Here is a 26,062-nt window from a genome sequence, read left to right as displayed (position 1 = left end):
GGTCTCGGTCGATTTTCCGGAGCCTGGAGCCCCTCGTGTCGATCTCGATCGGAAAACGCATCCTCCTCGGCTTCGTCGCCATCACCGTGGTCATCGTGGCGCTCGGCTTCTATGCGCTCGGGCAGATCGGCGTGGTGCGCGATACCACCGATGCCATCGTCACCCGCGACCTCCTGGTGGGGCGCCAGCTCGACGACCTCGCCAACAAGGCCCGCGACATGGGCCTCCAACGCCGCAATGCGATCATCGCGTTGCTGATGCGCGCCCGGGGCGGCCCGGAGCGGGATGACGGCTCCGCCTCCTGGCGCCGGACCGCTACGGAGGCCGACGCGATCCTGGCCGAACTCGTCCGCGCCACGGAGGGTTATCGCGCCCGCTCCGCATCCGAGGAACGCGCCATCGCCTGGCGCAAGATCAACGGCGTCGCCATCGAAGCCATGGCCGAGCTGCGCGAGCTGCGCAGCGCGAGCGAGGCGCAGCTCGCCGCCGTCGCCGCCAAGGATGTCGATGGGGTCGAAGCGCGCAACGAGGCGCTCAACCGCAGCCAGGAGATGTTCCTGAACGACATCGAGCGCACCCGCAACGCCCTCGACGAGGGCATCGCCGCCGGGCAGCGCAGTGTCGCCGATCTCTACGAGCGCAGCCGTCTCTCCATCCTGCTGACGCTGGCCGCCTGCATCGTCCTGAGCGTTCTCATCACCCTGCTCATCAGCCGCGCCGTGGTGCGGCCCCTGGAGGCGGTGATGGCCTTCGCCGAGCGAGTCGGCGAGGGCGATCTCTCGAGCACCCTCGACGCTCGCGGCAAGGACGAGATCGGCCGCCTCGGGCGCACCCTCAACCGCATGGTCGCGGGCCTCGCCGACCTCGCCCGGACCAACCGGGCCGCCACCTCGGACCTCAACGCCGCGGCGGCCGAGATCCGCGCCTCCGCCCAGGAGCAGGCGGCCAGCGTCGAGGAACAGTTCGCCGCGGTGCAGGAAACGGCTGCGACGGTCGACGAGATCACCCATTCGGGCGCCCAGATCGGCAAGCGCGCCGGAGAGGTCATCGCCACCGCACAATCCACCGCCCAGACCTCCAGGGCCGGCCTGCGCGCGGTGGCCGACACGGCCCGCGCCATGGACTCGATCCGCGAGCAGGCCGAGGCCGTGGCCGGAAACATCGTCGCGCTCTCCGAGAAGACCCAGGCGATCGGCGACATCATCACCACGGTCAACGACATCTCGGAGCGCACCCACCTCCTGGCGCTGAACGCCGCCATCGAGGCGGCGGCGGCTGGAGAAGGCGGGCGCAGCTTCGCGGTGGTAGCCTCAGAGATGAAGCTCCTGGCCGACCAGGCCAAGGCGGCCACGGGACAGGTGCGCACGATCCTCGGCGAGATCCAGCGCGGCATCAACACTTCGGTCATGCTCACCGAGGAAGCGGTCAAGCGCGCCGCCGCCGGCAAGGCCCGCTCCGACACGACCCAGCGGACCATCGAGGAGATCACCGCCCGGGTGGAGGAGAGCGTGCAGACCTTCCAGCAGATCGTCGCCTCGACGAACCAGCAGCAGCTCGGCATCGAGCAGGTGATGGGCGCCCTCCAGAACATCCGCCAGGCGAGCCAGCAGACCGCGGCCGGCACCCGCGAGGTCGAGGCGGCCTCCGCCAATCTCACCGAACTCGCCCAGGCCCTGATGGCGCTGGCCGAGCGCTACCGGCACTGACACGGGTTTCGGATTTTTTCGAAGGCCGAAAGGACCTGGAAGCGCATGGTTTACGAATGGCTTCGCGCGGGTTCCGTCGATTCGGAACCCGCTGCAACCCTGGGGCGGCCCTAGGCGACCGATGGACATTCGCCAGCTTCTTCTCGCGGCGTTCGAGGTCGAGCACCGCGAGCACATCGACGCGATCCGCGCCGCCCTCGGAGGCGAGGGCAGCGAGCACGTACCCGATTGGAACGACGTCTTCCGCCGGGCGCACAGCCTGAAGGGCGCGTCCCGGGCCGTCGACCTGCCGGCAGTGGAAGCCGTTGCCCATCGCCTGGAGACTTTGTTCGAGCGCGTGGTGGCACAGGAGACCGGCCTGTCGCGCACGGACACCGCCGCCGTGCACCTCGCCCTCGACCGGATCGAGGCCTATGTCGCGGGACTGACCGACGGCGCCGGTCCGGACATGCCGGGCGACGCCCTCTCGGCCCTCGACCGTGCCCTCGACCCGCAGGCCATTGCGGTGCCCGAGCCGGCTCCCCCTGCCTCGCCTGCCCCCGGCGTCCTGCCCGTGCCTCCGGCACCAAAGCCCGTTCAGGCGGAGGTCCCCGGCGAGGGTGCGCAGACTCTCTTGCGGGTCCCGGCCGACGCGGTCGAGGCGCTGACGCGGGCGACGCACGAGCTCGCGAGCGCCCTCGGCGGCGAGGCGGTGCTGGCCGACGGCATCGCTCGCCTCGGCCGCCGGGCCGCGGACCTCGCCCGCCTCACCGAGCGTCGGCGCGGCGCCCGCGGATCGGAAACCGAGGCGGACGTGCGGGCTCTGGAGACCGGGCTCCTCGCCCTGGCGCGCGACGCCGCCGATCTCATACGGGTTCGTAGCGCCCTCGCCTCTTCCGTCGATGGCGCCATGAGCCGGGTCGCCGGCGAGGCCGAGCGCCTGGCCCTGGTCCCGGCCGAGACGGCCTTCGGCGGTTTCGCGCGGGCCCTGCGCGACCATGCCCGCGAGGCCGACCGGACCATTGAGGTGACCGCGCGCGGCCTTGATCTTCCCGTCGACCGGGGGATGCTCCAGATCCTCAAGGACCCCGTCCTGCACGCCCTTCGCAACGCCTTGAGCCACGGGGCCGAGTCGCCAGAGACGCGCCGGCGCCTCGGCAAGCCGGAGGCCCTGGCCATCGGCCTCGACGTCGAGGTTCAGGGGGGGCGCCTCGTCGTCCGGGTTCACGACGACGGCCGCGGACCGGACCTCGCCGCCATCGCGGAGACCGCCCGCCGCCGCGGCCTGCTCGGCCCGGATGCCGATCCGGCACCGGAAGCGCTTCTCGCCCTGGTGTTCGAGCCCGGCTTCTCCACCGCTTCCGCCATCGACACCCTCTCGGGTCGCGGCATCGGCCTCTCGGTGGTGGCCGACGCCGTGCGTCGGCTCGGCGGCACGGTCCGGCTCGGTCCGCGCAGCCCCTTCGGAACCGAACTCGTGATGGCGCTCCCACTCGCGGCCGCCCGCCGGGCGATGCTCCTCGTCCGTGCGGGCGGGATCATCTACGCGATCCCGAGCGTCTCGGCCGAGCGCCTGCTGCGTCTGGATCGTGGCGATCTCGCGCAGGTCATGGGCCGCACCGTGGCGCAGGTGGAGATCGACGGCAGCGCCGTCAGCCTGCCGGTCCTCGATCTGGGAGTCCTCCTCGGCCTTCCGGATCCTGCGGAAGGGGGCGAGACCACCCGTTCGGCGATCCTGCTCCGCGGCAACGGGCGCCGTTGCGTGCTCGCCGTGGATGCGCTGTCGGACGTGACGACGCTGCGGGTGCTGCCGGCCCCACCGATCGGGACCGACCCCCGCTTGATCACCGGAACGGTGATCCTGCCTGGGGACCGGCCCGCCCTCGTCCTCGACGCCGAGGGGCTGGTCGCACGAGCAGGCGAGGCCGGCGCGGCTGCGGCGCCGCAACCCACGGGCACCCGCGGAACGATCGCGCAGACGCCACGTTCGACGATCCTTGTCGTAGACGATTCCATCACGACGCGAACCTTGGAGAAGGGTATCTTGGAAGCGGCAGGATACCGCGTCGTCGTCTGCGTGGACGGCCAGGATGCGCTGGACCGCCTGCGCGCGGGCATCGAGCCCGTGGACCTCGTCGTCGCCGACGTCGAGATGCCGCGCCTCGACGGGTTCGGCCTGCTCAAGGCCTTGCGCGCCGATGAGGCCTTCGCGCGCCTGCCGATCGTCCTGATGACGTCGCGCGGCGATGCGGAGGACGTGGCCCGCGGCCTCGACCTCGGGGCGGACGCCTACCTGACGAAGCAGACCTTCGACCAGCGCAAGCTTCTCGACACCATCGGACAATTGCTGTGAGCGGACACGGGCGGGACGAAACCACGCCGGGGGCGCCGGCGCCCGTGCGGGTGATGCTGGTCGAGGACTCCCTGGTGGTGCGCCAGCTCCTCATCCACATCGTCGGCCGGGATCCGCGCCTGGATGTCGTCGCGGCCGTGGCCTCTGGTGAGGAGGCCCTGGCGACGATCGGCGAGGTCCGGCCGGATGTCGTCTCGATGGATATCCGGCTTCCCGGCATCGACGGCCTGGAGACGACGCGGCGGATCATGGCCGAGCGACCGACGCCCATCGTGGTCATCGCGGATTCGATCGAGGATTCCTCCCTTCGGATCTCGATGAACGCCCTGCGGGCCGGCGCCCTGTCCGTGGTGGAGAAGCCGGTGGCCACCACCCATGCCGGCTACGATGCCGCCGCCAGCGAGATCTGCACGCAGCTGCGCATCATGGCCGCCGTGCCGGTGATCCGGCGCCGACCGATCGGTTCGGAATGGGCCGGCCGCGTCGCGACCCCGCCGGCGTCCGCGGCCCTCAGGGTTCCGGAACCCGCCAGCGTGCTCGCCATCGCCGCCTCGACCGGCGGGCCGCCCGCCCTCGCCCGGGTGATCGGGGCGCTGCCGGCGAGCTTTCCGCTTCCGGTCCTCGTCGTCCAGCACATGGGCCCCGCTTTCATGGAGGGCTTCGCGACTTGGCTGAATGGGGTCGTTGGGTTGCCCGTCGCCCTCGCCCGCGAGGGCGAGCGGGCCGAGCCCGGCCGCGTCTACGTGGCGCCCGGGGACCGACACCTGGAGCTCGGCGGCGGCGGTCACCTGCGGATTACCGACGCTGCCCCGGTCGGTGGCCAGCGCCCGGCCGCCACGGCCCTGTTCCGATCCGTCGCCCGGCATGCCGGCACCCGCGGCCTCGGTGTCCTCCTCACCGGGATGGGCGAGGACGGTGCCCTCGGCCTCCTCGACATGCGTCGCGCCGGAGGTCTCACCGTAGCCGAGGACGAGAGCACCGCAGTGGTGTTCGGGATGCCGGCCGCCGCCATCCGCCTTTCTGCTGCCGGAACCGTCCTGCCCCTGGACCGGATCGCCGCCCATCTCGCCCGCGCCGCGGAGGCCGCGCCGTGACCGAGGCCGCTCCGCCCCGCCTCCTCCTCGTCGAGGATTCCGAGACCCAGGCCCTCGAATTGCGGCTCCTGCTCGAATCCAAGGGTTACGCGGTGGAGCGCTGTGCCACCGCCGAGGCGGCCCTCGATCACCTCAACACCCGCCTGCCCGATCTCGTGGTGGCGGATCATCATCTGCCCGGCATGAACGGCGACGAGTTCGCCCGGCAGCTCCGGCTCTCCCTGCGCACCCGCGCCCTGCCCCTGCTGATGCTCACCGGCGCGCGCGATGGCGAGCGCCAGGGCCTGGAGAGCGGCGCCGACGCCTACGTGGCGAAATCCGCCGATCGCGACCTCCTCGTGCTGCGCATCCGCGCCCTGCTGCGCGAGCGCATGGGCGGCAGCGACGGGCCGGGTGTCTCCGCCTTCCGCCGCGGCCGCGTCCTCGTGGTCGATGCCAGCGCCACCTACCGGACCTTCCTGGCCAGCCTCCTGGCCCACGAGGGCCAGGAGGTCACCACCGCCGATAGCCACGACGCGGCCCTCGCGGCCCTCGCGGCGGAGGGCGCCGCCTTCGACTGTGTGACGATCGATCTCCTCGCCACGACCTATGACGGACTTGCCCTGTGCCGGGCGATCAGCGACCACCGCAATGCCGGGCTCGCGGGCCGAGAGTCTGGCGCCCCGACCTTCCAGGTGGTCGGGATCGCTGGTTCCAATCCGGCCAAGGATTTCCTCGTCGAGGCCTTCGCGGCCGGCGCCGACGATGTCGTGTCGAAAGCCGACGGCGAGATCCTGGTGATGCGGGTGCGCAGCCTCGTGCGCCGCAAGCTTCTCGAAGAGGATAACCGGCGGATAGCCGGGGAGTTCGGTGCCCGCGAGCGCGCCCTTGAGCGCGCCCGAGCGGAGGCGGAGGCGGCGGAGGCGCGGGCGGCCCTGGCCGGAGCCCTCGAGCAGGCCAATGCGGACCTCGCCACCGCCAACCGCAAGCTCACCGACGCCCAGGCCAAGCTCGTCCAGGCAGCCAAGATGGCTTCCCTCGGCGAGCTCGTGGCGGGCATCGCCCACGAGATCAACAATCCCCTCGCCTTCATCCTCGCCCATCAGGGCACCGTGGAACGCATTCTGGGCGAGGTCGCCGCCGCACCCGATTCGCCCGACAGCCCGCGCCGACTGAAAAAATGCGGCGACCGGGTCGGGGCCATGCGGATGGGCCTGACCCGCATCCAGGACCTCGTCCTCAATCTGCGCAAATTCTCGCGCCTCGACGAGGGCGAGCGCACCCTGGTGCACGTGCCGGAGGCGATCGAGACCGTGCTCGCGCTGATCCAGCACAAGCTCGGCGAACGGATCACGGTGGTGCGCGATTTCGCTGGGCGGGCGGAGATCCACTGCACGCCCGCTCTCCTGAATCAGGTCGTCATGAACATCCTCGGCAATGCCGCGGACGCGATGCCCGATGCCGGAACCATCACCATCGAGACGCGCAGCCTTCCCGACACCGACGTCATCCGCATCAGCGACACCGGACCGGGCATTCCCGAAACGCTGCGCGAGAAGATCTTCGAGCCGTTCTTCACCACCAAGCCCGTCGGCTCGGGGACAGGCCTCGGCCTCGCGATTGCCTACAGTGTCGTCCAGGCGCATAGCGGCACGCTCAGCGTCGAGGCCGCTCCCGGAGGCGGGGCCTGTTTCATGATCGGCATTCCACGGCAGACGGGTTGAGCATGTCACTGGGCACGATCCTCGCCGTCGACGACGAACCGGACATCCTCATCGCTCTCGAAGACCTTTTCGAGGACCAGTACCGCGTCGTCACGACGACGAAGCCGGCCGAGGCGCTTCAGATCCTGGCCGCCAACCCGGACATCGCCGTCATCCTCTCGGACCAGCGCATGCCGGGCATGACCGGAGACGCCATGCTGGCCGAGGCGCGCAAGGTCCACGACGCCCAGGCGATCCTGCTCACCGGCTACGCCGACATGAGCGCGGTGGTCGCGGCCCTGAACCAGGGCGGCATCACCGGTTACGCGACGAAGCCCTGGGACGCGTCCCTGCTGCGCAACACCGTGCGCCAGGCCTACGAGCGCCACCAGCTCGGCCGGGACCTCGCCACCGAGCGGGCGCTCCTGCGCGGCCTCCTCGACAATGCCGAGGACGCGATCTCCTTCAAGGATGCGGATGGACGCTTCGTGCGCCTCAACGCCCGCAAGGCCGCGCGCCTCGGCGGCGATGTCGCCGGCTGTCTCGGGCGCACCGAGGATGCGGTTCTCGACGACGGGGAGGCGATCCGCAGCGCCGATGCCGCCGCCATCGCGGCCGGCGAGCCCAGCGACAGCCTGATCGCCGAGGGCGCGATCGGAGCGGAACGCTGGCGCCACGTCACTCGCGTGCCGATCCGCGACGCATCGGGGCAGATCACCCACCTCGCCACCATCGAGCGTGACGTCACCGAGCAGAAGACCCTGGAGGCACGCCTGCGTCAGTCGGACAAGATGCAGGCGCTAGGGACCCTGGCCGGCGGCATCGCGCATGACTTCAACAACCTGCTGATGGCGATCCTCGGCAGCCTCGAACTCGTCGCGCCCAAGGTCGCCGAGCAGCCGCGGGTGCAGCGCCTCGTCGGCAACGCGATGCAGGCGGCTCAGCGCGGCGCCTCCCTGACCAAGCGCCTCCTCAGCTTCAGCCGCTCCCGCGACTTGCGCCCCCGCGCCGTCGACGTGAATGGCCTCATCACCGGGATGCACGACCTGCTCGCCGGGAGCCTCGGCGGTCTCGTCACCGTCGAGACGATCCTCGCCCCGGAGGTGCCCGCCGCCTGCGTGGACCCGGACCAGCTCGAACTCGCGATCCTCAACCTCTGCATCAACGCCCGCGACGCGATGCCGGAGGGCGGCCGGATCGTCGTCGCCACCCACAGCCTCGCCCTCGAGGCCGATCCGGATCTGCCGGCCGGGGCGTACCTGTCCGTGGAGATCGCCGATTCGGGCAGCGGCATCGCCCCTGAAATCCTCGCCCGGGTCTGCGAGCCGTTCTTCACCACCAAGGCGGTGGGCCAGGGCACCGGCCTCGGCCTCGCCATGGTGTTCGGTCTCGCCCAGCAATCCCACGGGCGCCTTCGTATCGAGAGCGCGCCGGGGCAAGGCACTCGCGTTCAGATCATTCTGCCGCGGGTCGAGGCGGCGAGCACGAGCGAAGTGGAACCGCCCGGCGCCGCAATGCCCGCCGCCCGGGCCGCGCGCATCCTCGTCGTCGACGACGATTCCGAGGTCCGGCACGTGACCGCCTCGTTCCTGTCGAGCTTCGGCTACAGCGAGCGCGAGGCCAGCGATGGCTCGACTGCCCTGTCGCTGATGGAACAGGGTCGCTTCGACCTCGTCGTCGCCGACTTGGCGATGCCCGGCATGACGGGCGTCGAGCTCGCCGAGATCGTGCGCGCGCGCTGGTCCGACGTGCCGGTGCTCATCGTCACCGGCCACGCCGAGGCGATCCCGATCCCTGCCGACCTGCCCGTCCTGCGCAAGCCCTTCGAGTCGGCCGAGCTCGCGGCTGCGGTCTCGCGGCTCCTCGACCGGGCCGCCTGAGGCCGGTGCCGGCGGACAACAAAAAAGGCGGCCCGAAGGGCCGCCTGATTCGTCGTCCGATGGCGGTGCCGCTTACGCCGCGTCGTCCACCAGCACCGGGCCGGAATCCTTGCCGCGCGCGTCGACGTCACGGTCCACGAACTCGATGACGGCCAGCGGGGCGTTGTCGCCGTAGCGGAAGCCGGCTTTCATGATCCGGCAGTAGCCGCCCGGACGGGTGTCGTAGCGCGGGCCGATCACGGCGAAGAGCTTGCGCACCATAGCCTCGTCGCGGATCTGCGACATGGCGAGGCGGCGGGCATGCAGGCTGTCGGTCTTGCCGAGGGTGATCAGCTTCTCGATGACCGGACGCAGGTCCTTGGCCTTCGGCAGGGTGGTGACGATCTGCTCGTGCTTGATCAGCGCGGCGGACATGTTGGCGAACATCGCCTTGCGGTGCTCGGTGGTGCGGTTGAAACGACGACCGCGAAATCCATGACGCATGATGGCTGTCCTTGGTTGATGGCCGCCGTGCCACGGTACGGCCAAGCGCCCCTCCGAATGGTTCTTCGGGGCTGTTCATTCCGCATGACCCCGCGGCGGGATTCTCGGTGCCGGGAAGCTTGCCGGATCTGGCAGGCTTCATCCGCCCCGTCATCCCGGGGCGCGGAAGGCGAGCCCGGGATTCAGACCTCGGGTCCCGATCCGGTCGGCACCCCAGGCGTTTCTGGGTTCCGGGTTCTGCCGCGCAGCCCCGGAACGACGTTGGAGCGGCTTAGTAGTGCTCTTCGAAGCGCTTGGCGAGGTCCTCGATGTTCTCCGGCGGCCAGCCGGGGATGTCCATGCCGAGGTGGAGGCCCATCGCGGCGAGGACTTCCTTGATCTCGTTGAGCGACTTGCGGCCGAAGTTCGGGGTGCGCAACATCTCGCCCTCCGACTTCTGGATGAGGTCGCCGATGTAGACGATGTTGTCGTTCTTCAGGCAGTTCGCCGAACGCACCGAGAGCTCGAGCTCGTCCACCTTCTTGAGAAGGGCCGGGTTGAAGGGGAGCTGCGGAGCGAGGGGCTGCGCCTCCTCCTTGCGGGGCTCCTCGAAGTTGACGAACACCTGGAGCTGGTCCTGGATGATGCGCGCGGCATAGGCCAGGGCATCCTCCGGCGACACGGCGCCGTTGGTCTCGATCGTCATCGTCAGCTTGTCCTTGTCGAGATCCTGGCCCTCGCGGGTGGTCTCGATGCGGTAGGACACCTTTGTGACCGGCGAGAACAGCGCGTCCACCGGGATCAGGCCGATCGGTGCGTCCTCGGGACGGTTGCGCTCGGCCGGGACGTAGCCCTTGCCGGTGGCGACCGTGAACTCCATGCGGATCTCGGCGCCGTCGTCGAGGGTGCAGATCACCAGATCGGGGTTCAGGATCTGGACGTCGCCGACCGTGCCGATGTCGCCGGCGGTGACGATTCCGGGTCCGGTCTTGCGCAGGGTCAGGCGCTTGGGCGCTTCGGTCTGCGAGCGGATGGCGATGGTCTTGATGTTGAGGACGATGTCCGTCACGTCCTCGCGCACGCCGGGGATCGACGAGAATTCGTGCAGGACACCGTCGATCTGCACCGAAGTCACGGCCGCGCCCTGAAGCGAGGACAGCAGCACACGGCGCAGGGAGTTGCCGAGCGTGGTGCCGAAGCCGCGCTCCAGGGGCTCGGCGACGACGGTGGCGACCCGCTTGGGGTCGTGCCCGGTCGAGACCTGGAGCTTGTTCGGCTTGATGAGCTCTTGCCAGTTCTTCTGAATGACCACGATGCTACCTCTCGCAAGATCGGCGCGGGCCACACAGGTGGTCCACGCATTGCCCGTCGGCACCGCGCCAACGGCGCCCGGCGGGCTGGAAACTGTTGCGTCCGCGTCGCGCGCGAACCGTTACTGGGCCGCGACCCAGAGTTCCGGAACGAAACTGTAGGCAGCTCCGTCCCGGGCGACGTAGCCGAGGGCCGGAAATTCCAGATGCGCACCCGCCACGAAGGTCCGGTCGGCTGCGACGGCGTCGAGCATCCGGCGGCGCACGGCGCGCGCCTGATCCCCGTCGGTGTCGAAGACCATACCGGCTTCCGGCTGCTTGAACTGGATCGCCGGCAGATGAACGATGTCCGCCCACATCAAAAGCGACGCGTCGCCCGACGTGATGCGGTAGCCGGCATGCCCCGGCGTATGGCCCGGCAACGGAACCACCTCGATCCCGGGTGCTACGCTGCCCCCGGTGACGGTGCGAAGGCGCCGGCCGTAGGGCGAGGTCGCCTTGCGGGCCATCTCGAAATACGGCTTCGACCCATCCGGCGCGCGCGAGAGGGCCCCGTCGTCGAGCCAGTGTGAGGCCTCGTCGGCATGCACCACGAGTTCCGCATTCGGATAGGCCGCGGCGCCCTCCGCCGTGATCAGGCCGCCGGCATGATCGGGATGCAGGTGGGTGAGCAGCACCGTCTCGATGGCTTCCGGCGCGACGCCGGCCGCCGCGAGGGCGGCCGGGACACGGCCGAGGGACGGGCCGCCGAAATGGCCCATCCCGCTATCGATGAGGAGCGGCTTGCGCCCGAAACCCGTGATCAGGAATGCGTTGAGCGTGATCCGGGGATCCTGCGCACGAAAGCCGGCAGCCTGGAGCGCGCCGGCTTCCGCACGATCAATCCCGGTGACGAGATCCAGCGACCCTTGAAGGTAGCCGTCGTTCATCACCGTGACCGTCAGATCACCCAAGCTCCACCGCAGCACACCCGGAAGCGGATTCTGAGCATTCGACACGCGCGTCTCCGTGACAGGCCCCAAAAGGTTCGCGAAGGCGTCCGCTCAGACGCGACGACGCTTGCGCGGACGGCAGCCGTTGTGCGGGATCGAGGTCACGTCGCGGATCGACGTCACGGTGAAGCCAGCAGCCTGCAGGGCGCGCAGCGCCGATTCACGACCGGAACCCGGGCCGGAGACTTCGACCTCGAGGGTGCGCATGCCGTGCTCGGCAGCCTTGCGGGCAGCGTCCTCGGCCGCGACCTGAGCCGCGTAGGGGGTCGACTTGCGCGAACCCTTGAAGCCCATGGCGCCGGCGGACGACCACGAGATGGTGTTGCCCTGGGCGTCGGTGATGGTGACCATCGTGTTGTTGAACGAGGCGTTCACGTGCGCGACGCCCGAAACGATGTTCTTGCGTTCGCGGCGACGAACGCGGGTTGCTTCCTTGGCCATGTGTTCTCTCGTCCTTCAGGCGCGCCCGTCATTCCAGGCGCTCGGGAGTCTTCTAAGATGCCGGAGGCGCGGCCTTGAATCACCGTGCCACGTGGCGGGATCCGCCGCGCGGGAGATCCCGCGCAACGGGCGGGAGGCCGAGCAGAGCGAGGCCTCCCAATTCGATCCGATTATTTCTTCTTGCCGGCGATCGGCTTGGACTTGCCCTTGCGGGTGCGCGCGTTGGTGTGCGTGCGCTGGCCGCGGACGGGCAGGTTGCGGCGATGGCGCAGGCCACGGTAGCAGCCGAGATCCATCAGGCGCTTGATGTTCATCGAGACTTCGCGGCGCAGGTCGCCCTCGACAATGTAGTCGCGGTCGATGGTCTCGCGGATCGACAGCACTTCGGCGTCGGTCAACTGGTTGACGCGGCGCTCGGCCGGAATCCCGACCTTGCCGGTGATCTCCTCGGCCTTCTTGGGGCCGATGCCGTGGATGTACTGCAGCGCGATGACGACGCGCTTGTTGGTCGGGATGTTAACGCCAGCGATACGAGCCAAGATGTCTCTCCATGGGGGCGCCGGACCTGAGGCCGGGCCAGATGTCACGCGCGTCCGGTGGAGACCGGCCCCTGCGCGCCGTCCAAAACGACAAATCGGCCCGCATCAGCCTCTTGGAGAGGCGATCCGGACCCACTTCCGCTGAACGAAGACCGGCCCACTAGCGCGGGCCGGAGAATGTGTCAACCCGGGAAGGCCGCGGCGGAACGGCCGCATCACCCACGCATCGGGTCAGCTCGCGGAGGCGGTGTGGCGGTCGAGGATCGCCGCGAGATCCTCGGAGACGGCATCGACCGGCTTCATACCGTCGATGGTCTGCAGGAGCCCGGTCCCGGCGTAGTAGTCGGACAGGGGCGCCGTCTGCTTGCGGTAGGCGTCGAGCCGGGTCTTGAAGACCTCGGGTGTGTCGTCCTTACGCACGGGCAGACCGCGGGCCGCCGTTTCCTGGGCGCGCTTCGCAATTCGGCCGACCAGGGCGTCTTCGTCCACGGCGAATTCGATGACGGTGTCGAGGGCGATGCCCTTCTGCGCCAGCATCGCGTCGAGAGCCTTGGCCTGCTCCACCGTGCGCGGAAATCCGTCGAGGATGAAGCCCGTCTTGGCGTCCGCCTCCTCAATGCGGTCGGCGACGATGCCGACCACGATCGCGTCCGAAACGAGGCCGCCCGATTCCATCACGCTCTTTGCCTGCAGGCCGACCGGGGTGCCGGCCGCAACGGCCGCGCGCAGCATGTCGCCGGTCGAGAGCTGCGGAATGCCATAGCGTGCCACGATCCGCTCGGACTGCGTCCCCTTCCCCGCGCCGGGCGGCCCAAGCAGGATGATGCGCATGGTGTCGTTTCCTCAGATCGGTTCGGCTTGGTTATCCGGCGATCCTGGGCGGCGCCGGGTTTCTGAACTCTAGCGGGGCGGACGCGGGCTCGAAGCCCGCCGCCACGTCATCAGCGCCGGCGCGTCGCCCCACGAAGCTTCGCCTTCTTGACGAGGCCTTCGTACTGGTGGGCCATCAGGTGGCCGTGGATCTGCGCCACCGTGTCCATGGTCACCGAGACCACGATCAGCAGGGAGGTGCCTCCGAAGCCGATGGCGGCCGACGAGTAAGATGCCAGGATCTCGGGTACCAGGCAGACGAAGGTGAGATAGAGCGCGCCGATCAGGGTGATGCGGGTCAGCACCTTGTCGATGAAGGCCGCGGTCCGCTCGCCGGGACGGATGCCGGGGATGAATCCGCCGTGCTTCTTCAGGTTGTCTGCCGTCTCCTCCGGATTGAAGACCACGGCGGTGTAGAAGAACGCGAAGAAGATGATCAGGGCCGCGTAGAGCACCATGTAGAGCGGCCGGCCATGCCCGATATAGGTCGTGATCGTGGCCAGGACGCCGGTGCCGCCGTTATTGGCCGAGAAACTCGCGACCGTGGCGGGCAGGAGCAGCAGCGAGGAGGCGAAGATCGGCGGGATCACGCCGGCGGTGTTGAGCTTCAGCGGCAGGAACGAGGTCTGGCCCTCGTACATGCGATTGCCGACCTGACGCTTCGGGTAGTTGATCAGCAAGCGACGCTGGGCCCGCTCCATGAACACGATGAAGTAGACCAGCGCGACGGCTGCCACACCCATTCCGAGGATGACGGCGGAGGAGAGTGCACCGGTGCGGCTGAGCTCCAGCGCCCCGACGATCGCCACCGGAAGGTGAGCGACGATGCCGGCGAAGATGATCAACGATGAACCGTTGCCGATGCCGCGCGAGGTGATCTGCTCGCCGATCCACATCAGGAACAGCGTACCGCCCGTGAGCGTGATGACGGTGGACAGGATGAAGAACGGACCCGGCTCGATCGCGGCGCTCGACCCCTGGAGGCCGAAGGCGATGCCCCAGGACTGGACCAGTGCCAGCACCACCGTGAGGTAGCGGGTGTACTGGTTGATGACCTTGCGGCCGGATTCGCCTTCCTTCTTCAGCGCTTCGAGGCTCGGGATCACCGAAGTGAGAAGCTGGATGATGATGGAGGCCGAGATGTACGGCATGATGTTGAGCGCGAAGATCGCCATGCGCTCGACGGCACCGCCGGAGAACATGTTGAAGAGACCGAGCACGCCGCCCGACTGCTGCTGGAAGTTTCGCGCGAATTGCTCGGGATCGATGCCGGGAATCGGGATGTAGGTCCCGAGGCGGAACACGATGAGCGCGCCCAGCGTGAACCAGATGCGCTTCTTGAGCTCGTCGGCCTTGGCGATGGCCCCGAAATTGAGGTTCGCGGCAAGCTGCTCGGCGGCTGAGGCCATGGCACCGGTTCCTGATATCGATCCGTACGGGAGCCCAGGCTCCCCATAAACTGAAACGGCGGCCACGCGCGAGGTCGCACGGGCCGCCGCTCAGAGCTTCGACTTAAAGTCTGGCGTTGGGCTACGCAACCACGCGGGCGGGCTTGCCCCGGGTCGAGACGCCGTCGCCAAAGGTCACGGCGACCGAGCCGCCGGCCTTCTCGACACCTTCGATCGCCGACTTCGACGCGCGGGTGACCTCGAAAGTCAGCTTGGTGGTCAGTTCACCGACGCCGAGGAGCTTCACCCCGTCCCGCGCGCGAGCGCAGATGCCGGCGGCGATCAGCGTCTCGACGGTGACGGTGGCGCCCGCCTCGATGCGGCCGGCATCGACAGCCTGCTGGACGCGACCGAGATTCACCTCGTTCAGGTCCGTGGAGTACAGGTTGTTGAAGCCGCGCTTCGGCAGGCGGCGATGCAGCGGCATCTGACCGCCCTCGAAGCCCTTGATGGAGACGCCGGTGCGGGCCTTCTGACCCTTCACGCCGCGTCCCGCGGTCTTGCCCTTGCCGGAGCCGATGCCCCGACCGACGCGCATCCGGTTCTTGGTGGCGCCGTCGTTGTCGCGGAGTTCATTGAGTTTCATGATGCCCTCCCTCAGGCCGCGTCGCTGAGAACGCGCACGAGGTGCTGCACCTTGCGGATCATGCCGCGCACGGAGGGGGTATCCTCCAGCTCGGAGACCCGGTGCAGCTTGTTGAGCTTCAGGCCGATCAGCGTCGCGCGCTGGTCGCCTTCGCGGCGGATGGGCGAGCCGATCTGCTCGACCCGGAGAGTCTTCTGTGCCATCGGACCCTCCCCTTACGCGACTGCGGCTTCGGACATGTCGGACGGATCGGCATCGCGGCGACGGGCCTGGAGGGCCGACACCTTGAGACCGCGACGGGCCGCGACGGAACGCGGGCTGTCTTCGTTCTTGAGCGCCTCGAAGGTGGCGCGCACGAGATTGTAGGGGTTCGAGGAGCCGAGGCTCTTGGCCACGACGTCCTGCATGCCCAGCGTCTCGAACACGGCGCGCATCGGACCGCCGGCGATGATGCCGGTGCCCTGTGGGGCGGCGCGCAGAATGACCTTGCCGGCGCCGTGACGACCGTAGACGTCGTGGTGCAGGGTGCGGCCCTCGCGGAGCGCCACGCGGACGAGTCCGCGCTTGGCGGCTTCCGTAGCCTTGCGGATCGCCTCGGGCACTTCGCGTGCCTTGCCGTGGCCGAAGCCGACGCGGCCCTTCTGATCGCCGACGACGACGAGGGCCGCGAAGCCGAAGCGACGGCCGCCCTTCACCACCTTGGCGACGCGGTTGATGTGGACGAGCTTGTCCACGAACTCGCTGTCGCGCTCCTCGCGCTCATCGCGGCGGCCGCGGCCCCCGCCTTCACGTTCACGTGCCATACTGAATGTCCATCTCACTGGCGCGGGTGGCGGACCCGCTCGCTTGAATCGTTTGGAACGGAGAGCGGCGCGAGCCGCCCTCCTCCGCCAATCCTAGAACTCGAGGCCACCTTCGCGGGCGGCATCGGCGAGCGCCTTGACGCGCCCGTGGTAAAGGTACCCCGAGCGATCGAAGATCACCTGGGTGACGCCAGCGGCCTTGGCGCGCTCGGCAACAAGCTTGCCAACGGCCTGGGCGGCCGAGACGTCGGCACCGGTCTTGAGGCCAGTGCGGAGATCCTTGTCGAGGCTCGAAGCCGAAGCGAGGGTCTTGCCCGCCGCGTCGTCGATGACCTGGACGTAGATCTGCTTGGACGAACGGAACACCGAGAGCCGGGGCCGTCCATTGGCCGCCGCCCGCAGCGCGCGGCGCACACGCGCCTTGCGGCGGTCGAGTGCATCGAATTTGCGTGACATGTTCGGCGGCCCTTACTTCTTCTTGCCTTCCTTGCGGAAGATGAACTCGCCCGCGTACTTCACGCCCTTGCCCTTGTAGGGCTCCGGGCCGCGATAGTCGCGGATCTCGGCGGCCACCTGGCCGACCACCTGCCGGTCGATACCGGAGATGACGATCTCGGTGGGCTTCGGCACCGCGATCGTGATCCCCGCGGGGATCTCGTACTCGATGTCGTGGCTGTAGCCGAGCGAGAGCTTCAGAGCCTTGCCGGCCATCGCGGCGCGGTAACCCACGCCGGTGATCTCGAGCTTCTTCTCGAAACCCTTGGAGACGCCCTCAACGAGGTTCGCCACCTGCGCCCGGGAGGTGCCCCAGAGCGAGCGGGCCTCCTTGGTCTGGTTCTTGGGCTGCACCGAAACGGCACCGTCCTCGAACTTCACGTCGACCACGTTGGGCACGACGTACTGGAGCTCGCCCTTGGAGCCCTTCATCTTCACCGTTTGACCGGTCACCGTGGCCGTCACGCCGGACGGGACGGGAACGGGCTTCTTGCCTACGCGAGACATCGCCTTATTCCTCCAAGTCCGAGATCAGAACACCTTGCAGAGCACTTCACCGCCGACGTTGCGCTCGCGCGCCTCGTGGTCGGCCATGACGCCCTGCGGGGTGGACACGATGGTGACGCCGAGACCATCGGCGACACGCGGCAGCTCGCCGACCGACGAGTAGACGCGGCGACCGGGCTTCGACACACGCTGGATCGAGCGGATGACGGGCTGGCCGTCATAGTACTTCAGCTCGATCGCGAACTCGGTCCGGCCGTTGCCGTAATCCGTGGTCGCGTAGTCGCGGATGTAGCCCTCGGACTTGAGGACGTCGAGCACGCTGGCGCGCAGGCGAGAACCGGGCGTCTGAACGACGTTGCGGCGGCGCTGCTGACCGTTGCGGATGCGGGTGAGCATGTCACCCACGGGATCGTTGACCATGGTGGTTGCTCCTTACCAGCTCGACTTGACGAGACCGGGGATCAGACCCTGGTTGCCGAGTTCGCGCAGCGCGATGCGCGAGATGCCCATCTTGCGATAGAAAGCGCGCGGACGGCCGGTCATGCCGCAGCGGTTGCGGATGCGGGTGGGGGACGAATTGCGGGGTAGTTCCGCGAGCTTGAGGCGCGCCTCGAAGCGCTCCTCCATCTCGAGGGACTCGTCATTCGCCGTGGCGAGCAGCGCCTTGCGCTTGGGAGCATAGAGCTTCACCAGCGCTTCGCGGTGCTTGTTCTTCTCGATCGAGCTTTTCTTTGCCATTTCTCTCTCCGGTGTCCGCGTCTGAGACCTTAGGAAGGGCTCACTGCCGGAACGGGAATCGGAACTGCGTGAGGAGCGCGCGCGCCTCAGCATCGGTGCGGGCCGTCGTCTGGATGACGATGTCCATGCCCCAGGTGGCCTCGGCCTTGTCGTACGAGATCTCCGGGAACACGAGGTGCTCCTTGAGGCCCAGTGCGTAGTTGCCGTTGCCATCGAAGGAACGCGGGTTCAGGCCGCGGAAATCGCGGACGCGCGGGAGCGCGATCGTGATCAGGCGATCCATGAACTCGTACATGCGCTGCTTGCGCAGGGTCACCTTGCAGCCGATCGGCATGCCCTCGCGGACCTTGAAGGTCGCGATGGCCTTGCGGGCCTTGGTGATGACCGGCTTCTGGCCGGCGATGAGGGCGAGATCGCCAGCGGCGACAGTCGCCTTCTTCGAATCAGCGGTCGACTCGCCCACGCCCATGTTGATCACGATCTTCTCGATGACCGGAACCTGCATGGGGTTCTTGTAGCCGAACTCTTCGATCAGCTTCTGGCGCACCACCTCGTCGTAGTGCTTGCGCAGGCGCGGGACGTACCCGTCAGTGTTCTTCTCAGCCATCGATCAGATCCCCCGAGCGCTTGGCGAACCGGACTTTGCGGCCGTCGTCGAGAATGCGGAAACCAACGCGCGTGGGCTGACCATCCTTGGGGTCGGCGACGGCGATGTTGGACAGGTGAATCGCAGCTTCCTTGGAGACGATGCCGCCTTCCTGGTTCTGCGTCTGCTTCTGGTGCTTCTTGACCAGGTTGATGCCGCGCACCAGCGCACGATCTTCCTTCGGAAGCACCTGGATGACCTCGCCCGAGCGACCCTTGTCGCGACCGGTGAGGACGACGACCTTGTCGCCTTTCTTGACCTTGGCGGCCATCACAGCACCTCCGGCGCGAGCGAGATGATCTTCATGTGGTTGCGGGCGCGCAGTTCGCGCGGAACCGGTCCGAAGATGCGGGTGCCGATCGGCTCTTTCTGATTGTTGATCAGAACGGCAGCGTTCTTGTCGAAGCGGATCACCGAACCGTCGGGACGCTTCACTTCCTTCGCCGTGCGAACGACGACCGCCTTCATGACGTCGCCCTTCTTCACGCGGCCCCGGGGAATCGCTTCCTTGACGGAGACCACGATGATGTCGCCAACACCGGCGTATTTGCGCTTCGACCCGCCCAGAACCTTGATGCACATCACGCGGCGCGCACCAGAGTTGTCGGCGACGTCCAGATTCGTCTGCATCTGGATCACGGGCAGTGACCTTTCCATTGTTTCAGGCGGGTTTCCGCACGCGGACGGTATTGTCCGGCGGACGACGCCTGATGGGGATCTGATGTCCCCGGCTCATATGAAACGCCGCGCAATCGGTGTCCGTGGACCCCGGCGCGGTCGCCGCGTACGAGGGGTGCGGACACCCCTCTTATCTGTCGCGAAGGCATGCCCACTACACCGGGCGGCTCCAACGCGCAAGGTCTAATCGCGGAACCGCGCGTTCCGTCGGGAACGCATGGATCGCGCAGCTTTCGGCCGTCGAGCCGAAGGTCGCAACGAAAAAGCGGGCGCCAGGATCGGCGCCCGCTTCAACGTCCGTGCAGGACGCTCAGGCCTCGGCCGGTGCGGCTCCAGCGGCGGCACCCTCGACGAGCTTCCAGGTCTTGGTCTTCGAGAAGGGACGGCACTCCTCGATCGACACGGTTTGCCCGATCTTGGCCACGTTGGCTTCGTCGTGGGCGTGGTAGTTCTTCGAGCGACGGACGGTCTTCTTCATCACCGGGTGGGTGAAGCGGCGCTCCACCTTGACGACGATGGTCTTCTCGCCCTTGTCGCTGACGACGACGCCCTGCAATACGCGCTTCGGCATGATGTACTCCTCAAGCCTGCGCCGACTTCAGCGTCTTCTGACGCTGAAGCGTACGGACACGGGCGATATCGCGGCGGACTTCGCGGACGCGCGCGACGTTCTCGAGCTGGCCGGTGGCGCCCTGGAAGCGCAGGTTGAACTGCTCCTTCTTCAGGTTCAGCAGCTCATCGTTCAGCTGATCGGGCGATAGGGCGGCCAGATCCGACTGTCTCTGCGACGACTTCATGATCCCCTCCCTCTCAATCAGCGATGCGCTGAACGACGCGCGTGCGGATCGGGAGCTTCGCAGCGCCGAGGCGCAGGGCCTCCTTCGCAACGTCCTCGGCCACGCCGTCGACTTCGAACATGATACGACCGGGATGCACGCGGGCAGCCCAGAACTCGGGAGCACCCTTACCGGAGCCCATGCGGACCTCGGTGGGCTTGGCCGTGACCGGGACGTCCGGGAAGATCCGGATCCAGACGCGGCCCTGGCGCTTCATCTCGCGGGTGATCGCGCGGCGGGCCGCCTCGATCTGGCGCGCGGTGATGCGCTCGGGCTCGACGGCCTTCAGGCCGAACGTCCCGAAGTTGAGGTCGAAGCCGCCCTTGGCCGCACCGTGGATGCGACCCTTGAACTGCTTACGGAACCTGGTCTTCTTGGGTTGCAACATGGCAGCCTCTCAACACCTTTCTGGGTGACGGGGTCACGAACACGCCGTCAGGCGTGTTCGCGCCGGCCGCGCTCGCGGCCACCCTCACCATCGCGCTCGCGACGGCCGCCCGAACGGCCACCCTCTTCCTGCGCCTTCTTGTCCTGTGCCATCGGGTCGTGTTCGAGGATCTCGCCCTTGAACACCCACACCTTGATGCCGCACGTCCCATAGGTCGTGAAGGCAGTGGCGACGCCGTAATCGACGTCGGCGCGGAGGGTATGTAGGGGAACGCGCCCCTCACGGTACCATTCCTGGCGGGCGATCTCAGCGCCGCCGAGACGGCCCGAGCAGTTGATGCGGATGCCTTCGGCTCCAAGGCGCATGGCCGACTGCACGGCGCGCTTCATGGCGCGCCGGAATGCGACGCGGCGCTCGAGCTGCTGGGCGATCGAGTCGGCCACCAACGTGGCGTCGATCTCCGGCTTGCGCACTTCGACGATGTTGATCGTCACCTCGGCCTTGGTCAGCGTGCCGACCAATTTGCGCAGCTTTTCGATGTCCGCACCCTTCTTGCCGATGACCACGCCCGGACGACCCGAGTGGATGGTGACGCGGCACTTCCGGTGCGGGCGCTCGATGACGATCTTCGAGACGGCGGCCTGCTTGAGCTGTTTCATGAGGGCGGCGCGGATCGCGACGTCCTCGTGCATGAGCTTGGCGTATTCACCCTTCTGGGCGAACCAGCGGGAGTCCCAGGTCCGGTTGATACCGAGCCGCAGACCGATCGGATTGACTTTCTGGCCCATCAGGTCCTCCTCACGCCGCTTCGGCGGTCGGGACTTCGCGCACCACGATGGTGAGGTTCGCGAAGGGCTTCAGGATACGGGCGCCGCGGCCACGCGCACGGGCGTGGAACCGCTTCAACACGAGCGCCTTGCCGACGAAGGCCTGGGAGACGACGAGATCGTCGACGTCCAGGTTGTGGTTGTTCTCGGCATTGGCGATGGCGCTCTCGAGGCACTTCTTGACCTCGCGGGCGATCCGCTTGCGGGAGAATTCGAGATCGGCGAGCGCCGAGTCGACCTTCTTGCCGCGAATGAGCTGCGCGACGAGATTGAGCTTCTGCGGGCTGACGCGCAGCATGCGCGCGACGGCCTGAGCCTCGTTCTCGGGGAGCGCGCGGGGAGTGGCGGGCTTGCCCATGATCAGCGCCTCTTCGACTTCTTGTCGGCTGCGTGACCGTGGAAGGTGCGGGTCGGCGAGAACTCGCCGAACTTGTGGCCGACCATTTCCTCGGAGACGTAGACCGGGATGTGCTTCTGCCCGTTGTGCACACCGAAGGTGAGCCCGACGAACTGCGGCAGGATCGTGGAGCGGCGGCTCCAGATCTTGATGACTTCGTTACGGCTGGAACCGCGAGCGGCTTCGGCCTTCTTGAGGAGGTAGCCGTCGATGAACGGCCCCTTCCAGAGCGAGCGTGCCATGGGCGTTACTTCTTACGGTTATGACGGCTGGACAGGATGAAGACGTCGGTCCGCTTGTTCGAGCGGGTCTTCTTCCCCTTCGTGGGAACGCCCCAGGGCGTGACCGGGTTACGGCCGCCGGAGGTACGTCCCTCGCCGCCGCCGTGCGGGTGGTCGACCGGGTTCATGGCAACACCGCGCACGTGCGGGCGCTTGCCGAGCCAGCGGTTGCGGCCGGCCTTGCCGAGCGAGATGTTCATGTGGTCCGGGTTCGACACCGCGCCGACGCTGGCGAAGCACTGACCGTGGACCAGGCGCTGCTCGCCCGAATTCAGGCGCAGTGTCACGTAGCCCTGATCGCGGCCGACGATCTGGGCGTAGTTGCCGGCGGAGCGGGCGATCGCGCCACCCTTGCCGATCTTGAGCTCGACGTTGTGGACGATCGTACCCACCGGCATGTTGCCGACCGGTCCGGCATTGCCGGGCTTGATGTCGACCTGTTCGGCCGCGATCACCTTGTCGCCGGGCGACAGGCGCTGCGGAGCCAGGATGTAGCTCTGCGTGCCGTCCGGAAAAGCGATCAGGGCGATGAATGCGGTGCGGTTCGGATCGTATTCGATCCGCTCGACCGTTGCGGACACGCCCATCTGCTCGCGACGCTTGAAGTCCACGTTGCGGAGCGTGCGCTTGTGACCGCCGCCGCGAAAGCGGACCGTGATGCGGCCGAGGTTGTTGCGGCCGCCGGACGACGACTTGCCCTCGGTGAGCTTCTTGACCGGCTTGCCCTTGTAGAGCTCACGGCGGTCGACGAGCACGAGCTGGCGAAGGCTCGGCGTGACCGGTTTGAATGTCTTCAAGGCCATCGGTGGTAATCCTTAACCCGACTTGTCTCAGAGGCCGGTCGTGACGTCGATCGTCTCACCCTCGGCGAGGGTCACGATCGCTTTCTTCACGTCCGAGCGCTGTCCGCGAAGCCCGCGGAAAATCTTCTTCTTGCCCTTGGTGACGAGCGTGTTCACGCCCGTCACCTTGACGTCGAACAGCTTCTCGACCGCCTCTTTGATCTGCGGCTTGGTCGCCTTCGGGGAAACCCGGAACACGACCTTGTTCTGCTCGGTGAGGTTCGTCGCCTTCTCGGTGATGACCGGGGAGACGATGATGTCGTAGTGGCGCGGATCGGCACTCATTGGAAACGCGCCTCCAGCGCTTCGATCGCTGCGCGGGTCAGCACAAGCTTCTCGCGACGCAGGATGTCGTACACGTTGATGCCCTGGATCGGCAGAACGTCGATCTGCGGGATGTTGCGGGCGGCGCGCGCGAAGTTCACGTCCACCTCGGCACCGCCGATGATCAGGGCGCTGGACAGGCCCATCTTCTCGAAGCGCTCAACGAGCGACTTGGTCTTGCCCTCAGCCAGCTTCACGTCGTCGACGATGATGAGGGTCGAATCCTTCACCTTCGCCGAGAGCGCGTGCTTCAGAGCAAGCGCACGGACCTTCTTCGGCAGGTCGTGGGCATGGCTGCGCACGACCGGACCGAAGGCGCGTCCACCGCCGCGGAACTGCGGAGCGGAGGCGGCGCCGTGACGGGCGTTACCGGTGCCCTTCTGCTTGTACAGCTTCTTGCGCGTCCGGTTCACGTCCGAACGGTTCTTGACCGCATGGGTGCCGGCCTGACGCTTGGCGAGCTGCCAGCGGACCATGCGCTGGAGCAGATCGACACGCGGCTCGAGACCGAAGATGGTCTCGTCCAGGTCGACGGAACCGGCACCGGTGCCGTCGAGCGTGGTGATATCGAGCTTCATCACGCGTTCTCCTCGGAAGCGGGAGCCTCGGGAGCCGGCGCTTCGGTGACGGGGGCGGAGGCACCCTGCTCACGGAACTTGCCAGGCTGCGGAACGTCCGCGGGGAGCTTGCGCTTCACCGCGTCGCGAATCTGGATCCAGCCACCGGCGACTCCGGGAACGGCGCCTTCGACGAGGATCAGGCCGCGCTCAGGATCCGTGCGCACGACGCGCAGGTTCTGGGTCGTGACCCGGTCGACACCCATGTGACCGGGCATCTTCTTGTTCTTGAAGGTCTTGCCCGGGTCCTGACGGCCACCGGTCGAACCGATCGAACGGTGCGAGATGGACACGCCGTGCGTGGCGCGCAGACCGCCGAAGTTCCAGCGCTTCATGCCGCCGGCGAACCCTTTACCCGTGGTGGTGCCCGTCACGTCGACGAACTGCCCCGGAATGAAATGATCGGCGGTGATTTCGGCGCCGACCGGGATCAGCTTGTCCTCGGACACGCGGAACTCGGCGAGCTTCTGTTTGGGCTCGACCTTGGCGACCGCGAACCGGCCGCGCTCGGCAGCCGACACGTTCTTGACCTTCGCCTTGCCGACGCCGACCTGAAGGGCGACGTAGCCGTTCTTCTCGACGGTACGGTGGGCAACCACCTGGCATTGATCGATTTTAAGCACTGTGACGGGCACATGTTCCCCAGCATCCGTAAAGATGCGGGTCATGCCGACCTTCTGTGCGATGACGCCTGAGCGCATAGGTGTCTCCCTCGCGCGATTCTACGGTAAGCTCCAAATCCCGGCGGGACTTAGAGCTTGATCTCCACGTCCACGCCGGCGGCGAGGTCGAGCTTCATCAGCGCGTCCACGGTCTGGGGCGTCGGATCGACGATATCGAGGACGCGCTTGTGGGTGCGCATCTCGAACTGCTCGCGCGACTTCTTGTCGATGTGCGGCGAGCGGTTGACGGTGAACTTCTCGATATGCGTCGGCAGCGGGATCGGGCCACGGATGGTGGCGCCGGTACGCTTGGCCGTCGAGACGATCTCGCGGGTCGACGCATCGAGGATGCGATGGTCGAACGCCTTGAGGCGGATACGAATATTCTGACCGTTCATGACCTGAAACCTTGGCGGGGCGATTAAGGGGCGGGCGCGAGGACCCGCCCCTCAATCGTTCCCTGCAGACTGACCGTTTGGACGGCGCGATTAATCGTTGATGGCGGCGACGACGCCGGCGCCGACGGTGCGTCCGCCTTCACGGATGGCGAAGCGCAGCTTCTCTTCCATGGCCACCGGCACGATCAGGGTGACGTCCATGGTCACGCTGTCGCCGGGCATCACCATCTCGGTGCCCTCGGGCAGCACGCACACGCCGGTCACGTCCGTGGTGCGGAAGTAGAACTGCGGGCGGTAGTTGGTGAAGAACGGCGTGTGGCGACCGCCCTCCTCCTTGGTCAGGATGTAGGCCTCGGCCTTGAACTTGGTGTGGGGCTTGACCGAGCCGGGCTTGCACACGACCTGGCCGCGCTCCACGTCCTCGCGCTTGGTGCCGCGCAGCAGCACGCCCACGTTGTCGCCCGCCTGGCCCTGGTCGAGCAGCTTGCGGAACATCTCGACGCCCGTGACCGTCGTGGTCTGGGTGTCGCGGATGCCCACGATCTCCACCGTCTCGCCGACCTTGACGATGCCGCGCTCCACGCGACCCGTCACCACCGTGCCGCGGCCCGAGATCGAGAACACGTCCTCGATGGGCATCAGGAACGGCTTGTCGATCGGACGCTCCGGCTGCGGGATGTAGGCATCCACCGACGCCATCAGCGCCAGCACCGCGTCGTGGCCGACCGCCTTGTCGCCGTTGTCCAGCGCCACCTTGGCCGAGCCCTTGGTGATCGGGATGTCGTCGCCGGGGAAGTCGTACTTCGAGAGGAGCTCGCGCACCTCCATCTCGACGAGCTCGAGAAGCTCGGCGTCGTCCACGAGGTCGACCTTGTTCAGGAACACCACCAGCGCCGGAACGCCGACCTGGCGCGCCAGCAGGATGTGCTCGCGGGTCTGCGGCATCGGGCCGTCGGCCGCCGACACCACCAGAATCGCGCCGTCCATCTGTGCCGCGCCCGTGATCATGTTCTTCACGTAGTCGGCGTGGCCCGGGCAATCCACGTGTGCGTAGTGCCGGTTGGCGGTCTCGTACTCGACGTGCGCCGTCGAGATCGTGATCCCGCGCGCCTTCTCCTCCGGCGCCTTGTCGATCTGGTCGTAGGCCGTGAACGTCGCACCGCCCGTCTCGGCCAGAACCTTCGTGATCGCCGCCGTCAGCGACGTCTTGCCGTGATCCACGTGACCAATCGTGCCAATGTTGCAGTGCGGCTTCGTACGCGCGAATTTCTCTTTGGCCAT

34 protein-coding genes are annotated in these 26,062 nt (G+C 67.7%); 5 read left to right on the top strand and 29 right to left on the bottom strand.

Annotated elements, in window-relative coordinates:
• The first annotated feature begins 35 nt into the window (after window positions 1-35).
• The 5 genes from ACLBWX_RS14170 (at window position 36) to ACLBWX_RS14150 (ending at window position 8,694) form a co-directional block, all read left to right on the top strand.
• Entirely contained in the window at window positions 36-1,706 is a 1,671-nt protein-coding gene (locus tag ACLBWX_RS14170; protein ID WP_447677682.1) for a methyl-accepting chemotaxis protein, read from the top strand.
• Window positions 1,707-1,827: 121 nt separating this feature from the next.
• The gene (locus ACLBWX_RS14165) at window positions 1,828-4,038 is read left to right on the top strand and encodes a hybrid sensor histidine kinase/response regulator (protein WP_447677681.1); all 2,211 of its coding nucleotides are present in this window, start codon (window positions 1,828-1,830) and stop codon (window positions 4,036-4,038) included.
• A 53-nt stretch (window positions 4,039-4,091) separates the two neighbouring features.
• Window positions 4,092-5,132, top strand: a complete 1,041-nt coding sequence (cheB, locus tag ACLBWX_RS14160; protein ID WP_447677765.1) for a chemotaxis-specific protein-glutamate methyltransferase CheB — start codon at window positions 4,092-4,094, stop codon at window positions 5,130-5,132.
• A complete protein-coding gene (locus ACLBWX_RS14155; RefSeq protein WP_447677680.1) occupies window positions 5,129-6,835 on the top strand; it encodes a response regulator in 1,707 nt (568 codons plus the stop codon). The genes cheB and ACLBWX_RS14155 overlap by 4 nt, the downstream gene beginning before the upstream one ends.
• 2 nt (window positions 6,836-6,837) lie before the next feature.
• Window positions 6,838-8,694 (top strand): response regulator, encoded by a 1,857-nt coding sequence (locus tag ACLBWX_RS14150; RefSeq protein ID WP_447677679.1) that lies wholly within the window; start codon window positions 6,838-6,840, stop codon window positions 8,692-8,694.
• A 72-nt stretch (window positions 8,695-8,766) separates the two neighbouring features.
• Here ACLBWX_RS14150 and rplQ read toward each other — a convergent pair whose 3' ends face one another.
• The 29 genes from rplQ to tuf all read right to left on the bottom strand — a co-directional run bounded on the left by rplQ (window position 8,767) and on the right by tuf (window position 26,062).
• Complete coding sequence (gene rplQ / locus ACLBWX_RS14145; protein ID WP_264048637.1) at window positions 8,767-9,177, bottom strand: 50S ribosomal protein L17; 411 nt, start codon at window positions 9,175-9,177, stop codon at window positions 8,767-8,769.
• A 271-nt stretch (window positions 9,178-9,448) separates the two neighbouring features.
• Window positions 9,449-10,468, bottom strand: coding sequence for a DNA-directed RNA polymerase subunit alpha (locus tag ACLBWX_RS14140; RefSeq protein ID WP_056183544.1), 1,020 nt, complete (start codon window positions 10,466-10,468; stop codon window positions 9,449-9,451).
• Window positions 10,469-10,588: 120 nt separating this feature from the next.
• Window positions 10,589-11,464, bottom strand: a complete 876-nt coding sequence (locus ACLBWX_RS14135) for an MBL fold metallo-hydrolase (protein WP_447677678.1) — start codon at window positions 11,462-11,464, stop codon at window positions 10,589-10,591.
• A gap of 45 nt (window positions 11,465-11,509) precedes the next feature.
• On the bottom strand, window positions 11,510-11,899 hold the full coding sequence (rpsK, locus tag ACLBWX_RS14130) for a 30S ribosomal protein S11 (protein WP_056091630.1): 390 nt from the start codon (window positions 11,897-11,899) through the stop codon (window positions 11,510-11,512).
• Window positions 11,900-12,069: 170 nt separating this feature from the next.
• Entirely contained in the window at window positions 12,070-12,438 is a 369-nt protein-coding gene (gene rpsM, locus ACLBWX_RS14125; RefSeq protein ID WP_019904471.1) for a 30S ribosomal protein S13, read from the bottom strand.
• Between the two features lie 231 nt (window positions 12,439-12,669).
• The gene (locus tag ACLBWX_RS14120) at window positions 12,670-13,269 is read right to left on the bottom strand and encodes an adenylate kinase (protein ID WP_447677677.1); all 600 of its coding nucleotides are present in this window, start codon (window positions 13,267-13,269) and stop codon (window positions 12,670-12,672) included.
• A gap of 110 nt (window positions 13,270-13,379) precedes the next feature.
• Window positions 13,380-14,717 carry a preprotein translocase subunit SecY gene (secY, locus tag ACLBWX_RS14115; RefSeq protein ID WP_447677676.1) on the bottom strand — a complete coding sequence of 446 codons (1,338 nt, stop codon included), beginning with the start codon at window positions 14,715-14,717 and terminating at the stop codon, window positions 13,380-13,382.
• 121 nt (window positions 14,718-14,838) lie between these two features.
• Window positions 14,839-15,342, bottom strand: a complete 504-nt coding sequence (rplO, locus tag ACLBWX_RS14110; RefSeq protein ID WP_447677675.1) for a 50S ribosomal protein L15 — start codon at window positions 15,340-15,342, stop codon at window positions 14,839-14,841.
• Window positions 15,343-15,353: 11 nt separating this feature from the next.
• On the bottom strand, window positions 15,354-15,545 hold the full coding sequence (gene rpmD / locus ACLBWX_RS14105; protein ID WP_056469605.1) for a 50S ribosomal protein L30: 192 nt from the start codon (window positions 15,543-15,545) through the stop codon (window positions 15,354-15,356).
• Between the two features lie 12 nt (window positions 15,546-15,557).
• Window positions 15,558-16,145, bottom strand: coding sequence for a 30S ribosomal protein S5 (gene rpsE, locus ACLBWX_RS14100; RefSeq protein WP_055949312.1), 588 nt, complete (start codon window positions 16,143-16,145; stop codon window positions 15,558-15,560).
• A gap of 93 nt (window positions 16,146-16,238) precedes the next feature.
• Window positions 16,239-16,601 carry a 50S ribosomal protein L18 gene (gene rplR, locus ACLBWX_RS14095; RefSeq protein WP_056183532.1) on the bottom strand — a complete coding sequence of 121 codons (363 nt, stop codon included), beginning with the start codon at window positions 16,599-16,601 and terminating at the stop codon, window positions 16,239-16,241.
• Window positions 16,602-16,613: 12 nt separating this feature from the next.
• Window positions 16,614-17,147, bottom strand: a complete 534-nt coding sequence (gene rplF, locus ACLBWX_RS14090; protein ID WP_055949306.1) for a 50S ribosomal protein L6 — start codon at window positions 17,145-17,147, stop codon at window positions 16,614-16,616.
• A gap of 24 nt (window positions 17,148-17,171) precedes the next feature.
• On the bottom strand, window positions 17,172-17,567 hold the full coding sequence (gene rpsH, locus ACLBWX_RS14085) for a 30S ribosomal protein S8 (protein ID WP_055881679.1): 396 nt from the start codon (window positions 17,565-17,567) through the stop codon (window positions 17,172-17,174).
• Between the two features lie 12 nt (window positions 17,568-17,579).
• Entirely contained in the window at window positions 17,580-17,885 is a 306-nt protein-coding gene (gene rpsN, locus ACLBWX_RS14080) for a 30S ribosomal protein S14 (RefSeq protein ID WP_056183527.1), read from the bottom strand.
• A gap of 40 nt (window positions 17,886-17,925) precedes the next feature.
• Window positions 17,926-18,492: a 50S ribosomal protein L5 gene (gene rplE, locus ACLBWX_RS14075; RefSeq protein WP_447677674.1), complete on the bottom strand. Its 567-nt coding sequence runs from the start codon at window positions 18,490-18,492 to the stop codon at window positions 17,926-17,928.
• Window positions 18,485-18,802, bottom strand: coding sequence for a 50S ribosomal protein L24 (rplX, locus tag ACLBWX_RS14070; protein ID WP_056183523.1), 318 nt, complete (start codon window positions 18,800-18,802; stop codon window positions 18,485-18,487). Before rplX ends, rplE begins: the two co-directional genes overlap by 8 nt.
• Window positions 18,802-19,170 carry a 50S ribosomal protein L14 gene (gene rplN / locus ACLBWX_RS14065; protein WP_055949294.1) on the bottom strand — a complete coding sequence of 123 codons (369 nt, stop codon included), beginning with the start codon at window positions 19,168-19,170 and terminating at the stop codon, window positions 18,802-18,804. The genes rplX and rplN overlap by 1 nt, the downstream gene beginning before the upstream one ends.
• Window positions 19,171-19,519: 349 nt before the next feature.
• Window positions 19,520-19,780: a 30S ribosomal protein S17 gene (rpsQ, locus tag ACLBWX_RS14060; RefSeq protein ID WP_447677673.1), complete on the bottom strand. Its 261-nt coding sequence runs from the start codon at window positions 19,778-19,780 to the stop codon at window positions 19,520-19,522.
• Window positions 19,781-19,790: 10 nt separating this feature from the next.
• Entirely contained in the window at window positions 19,791-20,006 is a 216-nt protein-coding gene (rpmC, locus tag ACLBWX_RS14055; protein ID WP_018044221.1) for a 50S ribosomal protein L29, read from the bottom strand.
• Window positions 20,007-20,019: 13 nt separating this feature from the next.
• Entirely contained in the window at window positions 20,020-20,433 is a 414-nt protein-coding gene (rplP, locus tag ACLBWX_RS14050) for a 50S ribosomal protein L16 (protein ID WP_055949287.1), read from the bottom strand.
• A gap of 47 nt (window positions 20,434-20,480) precedes the next feature.
• Window positions 20,481-21,221, bottom strand: coding sequence for a 30S ribosomal protein S3 (rpsC, locus tag ACLBWX_RS14045; RefSeq protein WP_056481096.1), 741 nt, complete (start codon window positions 21,219-21,221; stop codon window positions 20,481-20,483).
• A 10-nt stretch (window positions 21,222-21,231) separates the two neighbouring features.
• Window positions 21,232-21,618: a 50S ribosomal protein L22 gene (gene rplV / locus ACLBWX_RS14040; RefSeq protein WP_055949281.1), complete on the bottom strand. Its 387-nt coding sequence runs from the start codon at window positions 21,616-21,618 to the stop codon at window positions 21,232-21,234.
• A gap of 2 nt (window positions 21,619-21,620) precedes the next feature.
• A complete protein-coding gene (rpsS, locus tag ACLBWX_RS14035) occupies window positions 21,621-21,899 on the bottom strand; it encodes a 30S ribosomal protein S19 (protein ID WP_055949278.1) in 279 nt (92 codons plus the stop codon).
• 5 nt (window positions 21,900-21,904) lie between these two features.
• The gene (gene rplB, locus ACLBWX_RS14030; RefSeq protein ID WP_055949274.1) at window positions 21,905-22,741 is read right to left on the bottom strand and encodes a 50S ribosomal protein L2; all 837 of its coding nucleotides are present in this window, start codon (window positions 22,739-22,741) and stop codon (window positions 21,905-21,907) included.
• A gap of 27 nt (window positions 22,742-22,768) precedes the next feature.
• Complete coding sequence (locus tag ACLBWX_RS14025) at window positions 22,769-23,065, bottom strand: 50S ribosomal protein L23 (RefSeq protein ID WP_018044227.1); 297 nt, start codon at window positions 23,063-23,065, stop codon at window positions 22,769-22,771.
• Window positions 23,062-23,682, bottom strand: a complete 621-nt coding sequence (rplD, locus tag ACLBWX_RS14020; RefSeq protein WP_447677672.1) for a 50S ribosomal protein L4 — start codon at window positions 23,680-23,682, stop codon at window positions 23,062-23,064. Before rplD ends, ACLBWX_RS14025 begins: the two co-directional genes overlap by 4 nt.
• A complete protein-coding gene (gene rplC, locus ACLBWX_RS14015) occupies window positions 23,682-24,422 on the bottom strand; it encodes a 50S ribosomal protein L3 (protein WP_447677671.1) in 741 nt (246 codons plus the stop codon). Before rplC ends, rplD begins: the two co-directional genes overlap by 1 nt.
• A gap of 50 nt (window positions 24,423-24,472) precedes the next feature.
• The gene (rpsJ, locus tag ACLBWX_RS14010; protein WP_018044230.1) at window positions 24,473-24,781 is read right to left on the bottom strand and encodes a 30S ribosomal protein S10; all 309 of its coding nucleotides are present in this window, start codon (window positions 24,779-24,781) and stop codon (window positions 24,473-24,475) included.
• A 90-nt stretch (window positions 24,782-24,871) separates the two neighbouring features.
• On the bottom strand, window positions 24,872-26,062 hold the full coding sequence (gene tuf / locus ACLBWX_RS14005; RefSeq protein WP_447677670.1) for an elongation factor Tu: 1,191 nt from the start codon (window positions 26,060-26,062) through the stop codon (window positions 24,872-24,874).

This window comes from Methylobacterium sp. M6A4_1b, from assembly GCF_053345175.1.
This window is presented reverse-complemented; position numbering and strand designations above follow the sequence as displayed.